This window comes from Frankia sp. AgKG'84/4 (genome assembly GCF_023242965.2).
GTDB lineage: Bacteria > Actinomycetota > Actinomycetes > Frankiales > Frankiaceae > Frankia.
Genome location: NZ_JALKFU020000142.1, coordinates 1 through 10,492, shown reverse-complemented (window position 1 = coordinate 10,492; position 10,492 = coordinate 1). Strand labels below are relative to the sequence as shown.

12 protein-coding genes are annotated in these 10,492 nt (G+C 72.2%); 7 read left to right on the top strand and 5 right to left on the bottom strand.

Annotated elements, in window-relative coordinates:
* Nucleotides 1-43: 43 nt before the first annotated feature.
* Nucleotides 44-997, bottom strand: coding sequence for an urease accessory protein UreD (locus tag MXD58_RS11535; protein ID WP_248839082.1), 954 nt, complete (start codon nt 995-997; stop codon nt 44-46).
* A 403-nt stretch (nt 998-1,400) separates the two neighbouring features.
* Nucleotides 1,401-1,757 (bottom strand): urease accessory UreF family protein, encoded by a 357-nt coding sequence (locus tag MXD58_RS11530; protein WP_374615980.1) that lies wholly within the window; start codon nt 1,755-1,757, stop codon nt 1,401-1,403.
* 307 nt (nt 1,758-2,064) lie between these two features.
* Here MXD58_RS11530 and ychF point away from each other — a divergent pair, with 307 nt between their 5' ends.
* Both ychF and MXD58_RS11520 read left to right on the top strand, forming a co-directional pair.
* Nucleotides 2,065-3,141, top strand: coding sequence for a redox-regulated ATPase YchF (gene ychF / locus MXD58_RS11525; RefSeq protein ID WP_248836602.1), 1,077 nt, complete (start codon nt 2,065-2,067; stop codon nt 3,139-3,141).
* Between the two features lie 285 nt (nt 3,142-3,426).
* On the top strand, nt 3,427-3,990 hold the full coding sequence (locus tag MXD58_RS11520) for a hypothetical protein (RefSeq protein ID WP_248836603.1): 564 nt from the start codon (nt 3,427-3,429) through the stop codon (nt 3,988-3,990).
* 59 nt (nt 3,991-4,049) lie between these two features.
* Here MXD58_RS11520 and MXD58_RS11515 read toward each other — a convergent pair whose 3' ends face one another.
* Together MXD58_RS11515 and MXD58_RS11510 are read right to left on the bottom strand one after the other, a co-directional pair.
* Nucleotides 4,050-4,295, bottom strand: coding sequence for a hypothetical protein (locus MXD58_RS11515; protein ID WP_248836604.1), 246 nt, complete (start codon nt 4,293-4,295; stop codon nt 4,050-4,052).
* Entirely contained in the window at nt 4,295-4,651 is a 357-nt protein-coding gene (locus MXD58_RS11510) for a DUF6247 family protein (protein ID WP_250609302.1), read from the bottom strand. The genes MXD58_RS11515 and MXD58_RS11510 overlap by 1 nt, the downstream gene beginning before the upstream one ends.
* Nucleotides 4,652-4,919: 268 nt before the next feature.
* Here MXD58_RS11510 and MXD58_RS11505 point away from each other — a divergent pair, with 268 nt between their 5' ends.
* On the top strand, nt 4,920-5,339 hold the full coding sequence (locus MXD58_RS11505; RefSeq protein ID WP_248836606.1) for a DUF952 domain-containing protein: 420 nt from the start codon (nt 4,920-4,922) through the stop codon (nt 5,337-5,339).
* A 34-nt stretch (nt 5,340-5,373) separates the two neighbouring features.
* Here the strand turns inward: MXD58_RS11505 and MXD58_RS11500 are convergent, their stop codons facing one another.
* Nucleotides 5,374-5,673, bottom strand: a complete 300-nt coding sequence (locus tag MXD58_RS11500) for a 4a-hydroxytetrahydrobiopterin dehydratase (RefSeq protein WP_248836607.1) — start codon at nt 5,671-5,673, stop codon at nt 5,374-5,376.
* Between the two features lie 249 nt (nt 5,674-5,922).
* Here MXD58_RS11500 and MXD58_RS11495 point away from each other — a divergent pair, with 249 nt between their 5' ends.
* The 4 genes from MXD58_RS11495 to MXD58_RS11480 form a co-directional block, all read left to right on the top strand.
* Nucleotides 5,923-6,453 carry a (deoxy)nucleoside triphosphate pyrophosphohydrolase gene (locus MXD58_RS11495; protein WP_248836608.1) on the top strand — a complete coding sequence of 177 codons (531 nt, stop codon included), beginning with the start codon at nt 5,923-5,925 and terminating at the stop codon, nt 6,451-6,453.
* A gap of 291 nt (nt 6,454-6,744) precedes the next feature.
* Nucleotides 6,745-8,580, top strand: a complete 1,836-nt coding sequence (typA, locus tag MXD58_RS11490; protein ID WP_248836672.1) for a translational GTPase TypA — start codon at nt 6,745-6,747, stop codon at nt 8,578-8,580.
* A 154-nt stretch (nt 8,581-8,734) separates the two neighbouring features.
* Complete coding sequence (gene mshB, locus MXD58_RS11485; RefSeq protein ID WP_248836673.1) at nt 8,735-9,616, top strand: N-acetyl-1-D-myo-inositol-2-amino-2-deoxy-alpha-D-glucopyranoside deacetylase; 882 nt, start codon at nt 8,735-8,737, stop codon at nt 9,614-9,616.
* 125 nt (nt 9,617-9,741) lie between these two features.
* On the top strand, nt 9,742-10,492 hold a 751-nt coding region (locus MXD58_RS11480), incomplete at its 3' end, for a S1C family serine protease (protein WP_250609300.1).

Below are 10,492 nucleotides of genomic sequence, written 5' to 3'. Positions count from 1 at the left end.
CCCGCCGGCCCGGCGGAGCTGGCCGACCCGGCCGCACCCCGGGTCAGTGGCGAACAGGCCGATCGCCGGCCGCGTTCCAGGAACTGACCGGCGTGTCGTCGTCCGGCCGGCGTTCCCGCTGCCAGCCCGGGTCCCCGGCTGGCAGCGTGAGCCGGCGGCGCAGAGCGACCGCGTCATCCGCGAGGGCCGACACCAGATAGCCCGGACCGGCCAGGGGCAGCAGTCCGGCCCCCGGCGCGACACCCGCCGCCGGGGCCGGACCCGCCCATTCGGGCCCCGCGACGAGCAGCGAGCCCACGGCCCGGGCCTGGCCCACCTGGGCGGGGCCCCGCAGGCCCGGCTCGGTCTCGCCCAGGACCAGCTCCTGGCGCAGCAGTGGAGTCAGACCGCCGGATCCGGCTACCACGTCGACGCGCAGTACGCCGTGGAACGCTCCCGGCGGCTCACCGAACCGGCCGAGCAGGATCTCCTCGCGTAGTCGCAGGCGAGCGGTCGCGGCCAGCCTGACATCGGTGACGGCCTGATGGTCCGCGCCCGCGGCGATCACGGTCGGTTCGGGACCGAGATCCAGCTCGCCGCCGTCCTCGATCTCGGCGATCACCGACAGCCGGGACGGCCCCGGGCCCCGGCCCGGCAACGCGACCGTCGCCGCCGCCGACCGTACGACCAGCCGCACGCCGGCGCCGACGGCGATGTCGAGCCGCAGCTCGTCGCCCGCCAGCGGCCCCGCCGCGGCGCCCACCAGGTGCACCCACACCGTGGGTGGAACCGGCGCGGACCCGGCACCAGACCATCCACCGTCCTCGGCGACCGGCCCGGTCAGACGCAGCACGAGTGGCACCTCGGACCGCAGCTCGGTGACCCGCGGCATGCCGGCCGGCCCGAGGTCAACCCGTACGGCCGCCCGCGCCCGGACAGCGGTGCGCCCGGTACGGGGCACACTCTCGGTACGGGAGTTGGTACCGGTCGGGGCGGTACCGGTCGCGCCGGTGGCCATGGGCCTGCGGTCTCCTCGCCGTCCTGTTACACGGTGCGACGGCCAGGAAGGGTGGTCAGGCCCGGACCGACGCGCCTTGGGAGTCTCACACATGCCGTCGAGGCGGTGGCGCGCGAGCCGGCATGCTGCCTGCCCCGGCGGGTCGCCGCGCCATTCAGTGCACTCAGTGCGCCGCGGTGCACGGAGTCGGCCCTCGTGGCGATGGCAACTTCATGGATCGGCAGCCATCGTCAATGCTTTGCTGTTCGTGTGCAAGGCACCTCTCCGGGATTCAGTGCACTGTGTGCGCCGCGGCGCACTGCACCGAGCCTGCGCACCGAACCGCGACCCGCCCTGGATCGCGCGGTCGCCGAGCACCGTGTGCCCGAGTTCTGAACGGTGCCTGCGGGCACGGACAGTTCGCTCAGGAGGTGAACATGCGCACGCCGGCAAGCCGGTGACGTTCGGCCAGCAGGTCGAGGCGGATGCCGGTGCGAGCGGGCAGTTCCCGAGGTGGCAGGGCGGCCGCCGCCTCGCCCGTTCGGGCTGTCGCCGCGACGTCGCCGGCCAGCCGGGCCAGCACGGCCGTGACGGCGATGGGGTCCAGCCCGATCAGGCGGGTCGCGGCCGTGGCCGGGCCAGTGACCGTGGCGTGCGCCGCGGCGAGCGCGGCGTGCCGCGGATCGGCCAGCCGGCGGGCGGCGAGAAACCCGCCCACGGCACCGAGGGTCAGCCCGATGAGGGTCAGCAGCGCGCTGGTGGGATCCACGGTGAGAGGCAATCACGACCCACCGACAGAACCTGCGCCCGCGTGGCTCGGGCCGTCCCTCTGGACAGTCCGGGGTCCGATTCGTCCGCGTAGAGGAGCCGACTGGCGCTGCTGCTGGTCGTTTTCCATCTCCCTCTGTCCGGTTTGCCCGCGTAAAGGGACCTGTCGTGGAGCTGGCTGGTTGCTCTGCAGGGTCCGGTGTCAGGTCTGCTCGTTTGGAAGGCCCACGCGGCGACCAGGCCGTCCCGGCGGGATGATCGTCCTGGTGGACGTCGCCTGCGCGCCGGCGATCGGGTGCGGGACCGTAGACTGATCCGCCATGGGCTTGTCGATCGGTATCGTCGGGCTGCCCAACGTCGGCAAGTCCACGTTGTTCAATGCCCTGACGCGCAACGAGGTTCTCGCCGCGAACTACCCGTTCGCGACGATCGAGCCGAACGTCGGTGTCGTCGGCGTGCCCGACCCGCGCCTGGCCGAGCTGGCGAAGCTGTACGACAGCGCCCGCGTGGTGCCGGCGTCGGTGAGCTTCGTCGACATCGCCGGCCTCGTCCGCGGCGCCTCCGAGGGGCAGGGCCTCGGCAACCGGTTCCTCGCGAACATCCGCGAGTCCGACGCGGTCTGCCAGGTCGTGCGGGTCTTCTCCGACCCCGACGTCGTCCACGTCGAGGGCAAGGTCGACCCGGTCAGCGACATCGAGACGATCAACACCGAGCTGATCCTCGCCGACCTGCAGACCATCGACGCGCGCCTGCCGAAGCTGGAGAAGGAAGCCCGCGCCGACAAGTCGAAGCAGCCCCTGCTCGCCGCGGTGAAGGCGGCCCGCGAGGCGCTCGACGCCGGCCGGACGATCTCCTCGGACCCGTCGATCGACCGCGCCGAGCTGCGCGAGCTGTTCCTGCTCACCGCCAAGCCGTTCCTGTACGTGTTCAACGTCGACGAGGACGTCCTCGCCGACCCGGGCCGGCACAAGGAGCTCGCCGAGTCCGTCGCCCCCGCCGACGCGATCGTGCTGTGCGCCAAGGTCGAGGCCGAGCTCGCCGAGCTCGACGACGATGACGCGGCCGAGCTGCTCGCCTCCCTCGGGCAGAGCGAAAGCGGCCTGACCCAGCTCGCCCACATCGGCTTCCACACCCTCGGCCTGCAGACCTTCCTGACCGCGGGCCCGAAGGAGTCCCGCGCCTGGACGATCACCGCGGGCGCCACCGCGCCGGAGGCCGCCGGCGCGATCCACACCGACTTCCAGCGCGGCTTCATCAAGGCCGAGATCGTCTCCTACGACGATCTGATCGCCGCCGGCACGATGGTCGCCGCCCGCGCCGCCGGCAAGGTCCGCATGGAGGGCAAGGACTACGTCATGGCCGACGGCGACGTCGTCGAATTCCGCTTCAACGTCTGACCCACGGCTTCAACGTCTGACGAGTCTGCCCGCAGGTGCCGCCCAGCCGGCGACCCGGCCGCGGCACCGGTCTCGACGTTGGGCCCGCTCGCCGGTTCATCCGGTCTCGAGTCATTTTGTTGACGGTCACGGCCCAGCGGGCGCCGATATGCTCCCCGTCGCCGCGGTTCTGGTCTAGCGACCGCCGCGTGCCAGTGGAACCGGCCCCGTGACCGGTTCCGGTGCAACGGGTAGCCGTACGCGTTGGCAAGTGACGATCGGTGCGAGTGTGGGAGGGGCAGCGGCGTGCGTAGAGCGCGGTACTGCGCGGCAGTGATGGTCACGATCCTGGCCCTGGTGCTGGTGACCAGCTGCAACGGAAAGTCGGGTTCGTCGTCCTCGGCGTCGGGGGTGAGCGCCGCGTCGGCGTCGGCCGACCCCGAGCTCAGCGGGGCCTGCCCGACGAACGGCAACAGCCGGGCATTCGCGAAGACCCGGTTCGCCCTGCACGCCGGCCTCGCGCTGGGGGCGTTCCACCGTTACATCTACAAGCCGCTGAAGAACGGCGGCTTCAAGGCCGGTGCGGACAAGCGCAAGCGCAGCTTCGCGAAGGCGGCCATCGCCGGCGTGTTCGTCGTCCACGAGGTGAAGGTGGCCAACGGGTTCGCCCAGGCCAATCCGACCCTCTGTGGGGCCGGCCAGCGGTTGTCGAACACCTTCTCGACCCTGACGAGCAAGCTCCGCAGCGGCACCGCGACGGAGGCGGACGTCAACAGCGCGGAGACGGCCTTCACCGGCCTGGAGCAGACCGCCAAGCAGGGCGGCTTCAACTTCTCCGAGCGCAACGTCACCGTCCCCGGCGCCAGCTGAGCACCAGGTCGGGGGCAGCCTTCCCGGGTCGCCCCCGGCCCGGGAAGGCTGCATCAGCCTCAACTGAGCCAGACGACACGCAGAAGTGTGATGGTGAACCACCGCTCCTCGATTGTGTACAGAATGACCCCCCGTCCGCGGTCGAAACTTGCCGTCCACTGGTCGCTGCGCTTGTCGTAGGTGCCGCTACGGGGGCCGCGCACGAGGGTGCGAAGCGCCTCCTCGAGCATGGCGCGGGCCTCGGGCGGCAGGCTGTCGCGCTGTTCTCGGGCATGGTCGACCCAGCGGATCGCGTAGATGGCCATCAGGCGATGCGCGAGCCCTGGGGGTGGCCGGCGGGGAACCAGGTCTCGACGATGACGTCCGGGTCACCCATCTCGACGCGGCGGCGGTCCTGTTCCGCGCCCGCCCGGATCTCCGGGTTCGCGCCGAGCAGGGCCAGCGGCCACCACCGGTCGAGAACTGCCTGGACAGCAGCCAGATCCAGCGTGTCATCCGCTTTACTGAGCGCGGCGCGGAAATCCGTCTCGAACTCGGCGCGCCGCTCCTCGTCGAGCGCCGCCCTTATCGCTGGGCCGGTGCGCTCGATCCGGATCCGAACTCCGTAGGGGGGGTCGGTGCTGTCGCCATCCGCATAGACCTCGCCGTCCATAGCAGCCATTGTGCCCGGTCGGAGGGACGAACTGGTCGAGCGAGGACTGCCTGGTGTGGTCCGGGTGGGGGTTGCGCGATGCCGGTGGAGCTGATGGTCATGCCGGCATGTCAGGGCGGGCGATGCCGACCCCAGTGATCGTGGCCGGGGATGTCCGGTGCGCGACCGGCGGGGAGAGGACGGCGGCGGTGCGGGGTAGAACCCAGTCGTGGGGCGCCAGGCGGATCCCGGCCATGCCGCGGCGGGGGCCGCTGGCGGCCGAGGAAGGGTGGCGTTGATGCCGGACAACGGTGTGGACGAGGCAGGCACGGCGAACGAGGCGGACGAGCAGGTGATCTGCCACCTGGTCGGGCGGTCCGCCTGGGCGGTCGGGGCGGCCGCGTACCGGCCCGCGAGCCTTGGTACCGACGGGTTCATCCACTTCTCGACGCCGGAGCAGGTCGCGGCCACAGCCAACCGCTTCTACCAGGGACGGGACGATCTGTTGCTCGTCATCGTCGATCCCTCGCGGCTGCACGCGCCGCTGCGCTGGGAGCCGCCCGCCGCGCCCACCGCCGCGCCCACCGCGGCGCCGCCATCCGCCGGAGAGCTGTTCCCGCATCTGTACGGGCCGATCGATGCGGGCGCGGTGGCCGCCGTCGTGCCGTTCCCGCCGGCCGCGGACGGCACCTTCGCCGCGCCGCCCGCCCTTTGGTGAGGATGGCCGGTGGATGCGTGGCAGGGCCGAGCCGTCAGTAGGAGACGCCGGCCGACTGCAGGAGGCGGGAGATGCGGCGGGCGAGGGTGATGTCGAGGTCGGTGACGCCGCCGACGGAGTGCGTCCAGACCGTGAAGGTCAGGGTGCCGGGGCCGCGGTCGATCGTCGGGTGGTGGTCCATCTCGTCGGCGGCCCGCATGACCTCGGCGGCGATGGCGTCGGCCTCGTCGCCGTCGACCATGATCTCCAGTTGGAGGCGGTCGGCGTCACCGAGCCAGCCGGGAAGCGCTGCCAGCGCGCTGGCGACCTCGGCGGTGTCCAGTTTGGTCGGCATGGTGATGCTCTCTCTCGCGTCGTCGGTGTGCGTGTTCCGGTGGCCCGGCGGTGCGGCGGACCGCGGCCGGGATGACTCCGTTCCGTGCCTAGCCGATCGCGGGCCCGGACCTCGGATGACGCGCCGGAGCGGGTCGTCCTCACCTCCCCGGCAGCGGAGCGCGGTCCTCGGCTGGCACGATCCGGCCATCCGACCCGATCCGCTGGGAACGCGTCCATGAACTGTCGGAGTCTGGGAGAGTCCGGCAGCATGAATGCGGATGTACACGGCCCGGGTGCCTGTGCTCCTACCCCGCCGGCCGGTGGCGCAACGCGCGGCACCCAGGCCGATCTCGCCGTGCCGGGCGCCGGTCAGGTGCCCGTGCCGGGGCGGCTCGTGGTCGCCGTCGCGTTGCTGGATGACGCGGGCCGGGTGCTCGCCGCGCGTCGCCGCGAACCGCCGGCCTACGCGGGGAGGTGGGAGTTTCCCGGCGGCAAGGTCGAGCCGGGGGAGGGCGCCCTGGACGCGCTGGTCCGGGAGTGCCGGGAGGAACTCGACGTCGAGATCGAGGTCGGGCCGTGGCTCGGCGAGGTGAACCTCGCGCGGCCCGGCTGGGTGCTGCGGGTGTGGTTCGGCCGGGTCACCCGCGGCGACCCCCGGATGGTGGACCATGACGAGCTGCGCTGGCTGGCCGCGACCGAGCTGGACGACGTCGCCTGGATGCCCGCGGACGGTCCGCTGGTCGATCGCCTGCGCGAGGTCCTGACCGGCCCGGGCGCACTGGGCTGGCCCGGCACCTGAGTGCGCCGCCCGGTGCGGGGGCCCGGTTGACGAGGCCCGCTCGGGCGGTCCTGGCCGGGCAGGCGCGGGTGACGAACGGATGTGCTGGAGATGTCCGGACCGGGTCGGGCAGTGGTGGCACGGGCACGCCGGGGCGAGGGATCCGTACCATGGGTTGTGGTACGAGCGTCGCCAGGCGGTTGTTGATCGCCGGCGGACGCGCCGTCGTGCCGGGTCGCCGCCCAATGTGCGGCGCCGTTGTCCTTCTGTTGCGGGGTTGAGAGCCCCATGTCCGCCCCGGAGCGCCTCACCGTGTCCACTCGTGCCGATCTTCGTAACGTGGCCATCATTGCCCACGTCGACCATGGCAAGACCACTCTCGTCGACGCCATGCTGCGCCAGTCCGGCGCGTTTGGCGAGCATGCCGAGCTGACCGACCGCGTCATGGACTCGATGGACCTGGAGCGTGAGAAGGGCATCACGATCCTGGCGAAGAACACCGCGATCCGCCATGGCGATCTCACGATCAACATCATCGACACTCCGGGCCACGCCGACTTCGGTGGCGAGGTCGAGCGCGGACTGTCCATGGTCGACGGCGTCGTGCTGCTGGTGGACGCGAGCGAGGGCCCGCTGCCGCAGACCCGGTTCGTGCTGCGCAAGGCGCTCGCGGCCCGGCTGCCGGTCATTCTCGTGATCAACAAGGTCGACCGTTCCGACGCCCGGATCGCCGAGGTCGTCGACGAGACCTACGAGCTCTTCCTCGACCTCGACGCGGACGAGGAGCAGATCGACTTCCCGATCGTCTACTGCAACGCCAAGGCCGGCCGCGCCTCGACGACCCGCCCGGCCGATGGGTCGAGCCCCGACTCGCCGGACCTCAAGCCGCTGTTCGATGTGCTGCTCGAGACCATCCCGGCGCCGTCGTTCGACCCGGAAGCGCCACTACAGGCGTTGGTCACCAACCTCGACGCCTCCCCGTACCTGGGCCGCCTCGCGCTGTGCCGGGTGCACAACGGCACGATCCGTCGCGGCCAGGCGGCGATGCTCTGCCGCGCCGACGGCACCCAGGCCCGCGTCAAGATCAGCGAAATGCTGATCACCCAGGCGCTCGACCGGGTGCCCGCGGAGGAGGCCGGGCCGGGCGACATCATCGCCATCGCCGGCATCCCGGACATCACCATCGGCGAGACCCTGGCCGACGTCGAGGACCCGCGCCCGCTGCCGGTGATCACCGTCGACGAGCCGTCGATCAGCATGACGATCGGCATCAACACCTCGCCGCTGGCCGGCCGCTCCGGCAAGAAGCTCACCGCCCGGCTGGTGAAGAACCGCCTCGACGCCGAGCTCGTCGGCAACGTGTCGATCCGCGTGCTGCCGACCGAGCGGCCCGACACCTGGGAGGTCCAGGGCCGCGGTGAGCTGCAGCTCGCCGTCCTCGTCGAGCTCATGCGCCGCGAGGAGTTCGAGCTGACGGTCGGCAAGCCGCAGGTCGTCACCCGCGAGATCGACGGGAAGGTGCACGAGCCCGTCGAGCGCCTCACCATCGACGCGCCCGAGGAGTTCCTCGGCACCCTCACCCAGCTCCTCGCGCTGCGCAAGGGCCGGGTCGAACAGATGATCAACCACGGGACCGGCTGGATCCGGCTTGAGTACCTGGTCCCGGCCCGCGGGTTGATCGGGTTCCGCACCGAGTTCCTCACCGAGACCCGCGGCACCGGCCTGCTGCACCACGTCTTCGAGGGCTACGAGCCCTGGTTCGGCGAGCTGCGCACCCGCTCCACCGGCTCGATGGTCGCCGACCGCTCCGGCCCGACCACCGCGTATGCGCTGTTCAACCTGCAGGAGCGCGGCACGATGTTCGTCGGGCCGACGATCGAGGTCTACGAAGGCATGATCGTGGGTGAGAACTCCCGGGCGGACGACATGGACGTCAACCCCACGAAGGAGAAGAAGCTCACGAACATGCGCTCGTCCACCGGCGACGAGCTGGTCCGGCTCACCCCGCACCGGGTCCTGACCCTGGAGCAGGCGCTGGAGTTCTGCCGCGAGGACGAGTGCGTCGAGGTCACGCCGGGCTTCGTCCGGATCCGCAAGGTCGCGCTGTCCGCCGGGGAGCGCGAGAAGCTGCGCTCGCGGCGCCGCTGAGCCGCTCCGCCCGTTCGTCCCGGCCCCCGGTCACCGCCGGGGGCCGGGACCTCCGGCGCGATTGTTGTCGGTGGCGGGTCATAGGGTCACGAACATGACGCCCGATGCCGTGCGGCCGACCCCGGCCCACCGCCCGCCGGCCACCCGCCGGCTGATGTTCGTCCACGCGCATCCCGATGACGAGGTCATCTCGACCGGGGTGGCGATCGCCTCCTACGCCGCCGCCCCGGACACCTCCGTCACCCTCGTGACCTGCACGTTGGGTGAGGAGGGCGAGGTGCTCGTCCCGGAGCTCGAGAACCTGCGGGCCGAGCTCGGCGACCAGCTCGGTGGCTACCGGATCGGCGAGCTCGCCGGCTCCTGCGCCGCGCTCGGCGTCACCGACCACCGTTTCCTCGGCGGCCCCGGGCGCTTCCGCGACAGTGGGATGATGGGCACCCCGGCCAACGACCACCCGCGCGCCCTGTGGCGGGCCGATCTCGACGAGGCCACCGCCGAGCTGGTCCGGATCGTCCGTGACGTCCGGCCGCACGTGCTGGTCAGCTACGACTCGTTCGGCGGCTACGGCCATCCCGACCACATCCGCGCCCACGATCTCACCGCCCGCGCGTTCACCGACGCCGCCGATCCCGCCTTCGGCCCCGACACGGGCGCCCCCTGGCAGGTGTCCAAGCGGTACGAGACCGCCCTGGCGCGAGCCTGGGCCTTGGAGGGCTTCGAGCACTTCCGCGGGTCGGACGCCCCGAACAACCCCTTCGCCGGGCTCGACAGTCTCGACGACTTCCCGGTGCGGCTCACGGACGACGCCACGCTCACCACCGAGATCGTCGCGCCGGAGTACGTCGACGCGAAGATCGCGGCGATGCGGGCGCACCGTACCCAGATGGCCGTCGACGGCTTCTTCTTCGCCCTCGCCGACGGCATCGGCCAGCGGGCGTGGGGCGCGGAGCACTTCGTGCTCGCCGCGGGCACCCGCGGCCCCGGCGCCGGTACCGACGGGCGGGAGACCGACTTCTTCGCCGGCGTGCGCCTCTGAGCGCGCCCACGTGCACGGAGCGAGGCTCGGGTGGGCCATCGTGGCGGGACGGGGAATCGACGCGGCGGGCCAGCCGTTTGTAACGCTGTAATCCCCGCAAGGGAGGGTGCGGTCCGGGAGGTCGGATGCACGTCAGCAACAGCGGACACAACCCCATCGATCCCACCGATCCCAACCAGCCCACCGAGCCGGTCGAGCCGGTGCCCGGCCCCGCCGCCGAGACGCCGCTCGACGCCTACTCGGCCGTCGTCACCCGGGTGGCCGCCCAGCTGATCCCGGCCGTGGCGAGCCTGCGGGTGCGGACCAGCCGCGGCGCCGGCGCCGGCTCGGCCGTGGTCTTCACCGACGACGGTTTCCTGCTCACCTCGGCGCATGTCGTCGAGGGCCACGCCGGTAACGTCGGCAGCCCGGTCGGGCTCGCCGAGTTCTCCGACGGCACCGAGCGCGAGTTCGACGTCGTCGGCGCCGACCCCCTGTCCGACCTGGCCGTTCTGCGGGCCCGCGGCGCGACCCCGCCGGCCGCTGTCCTCGGCGACGCGGCGGATCTGCGCGTCGGCCAGCTCGTCGTCGCGGTCGGTAACCCGCTGGGGCTCACTGGCAGCGTCACGGCCGGCGTCGTCAGCGCACTGGGCCGCTCGCTGCCGACCAGGTCCGGCTCGGCCGCGCGGGTGGTCGATGAGGTGATCCAGACCGACGCGGCGCTCAACCCGGGCAACTCCGGCGGCGCCCTCGCCACCGCCGACTCCCGGGTGGTGGGGGTGAACACCGCCGTCGCCGGGGTCGGCCTGGGCCTCGCGGTCCCCATCAACGCGACCACCCGGAAGATCCTGGCGGCGCTGATGCGGGACGGCCGGGTCCGCCGCGCCTACCTCGGGG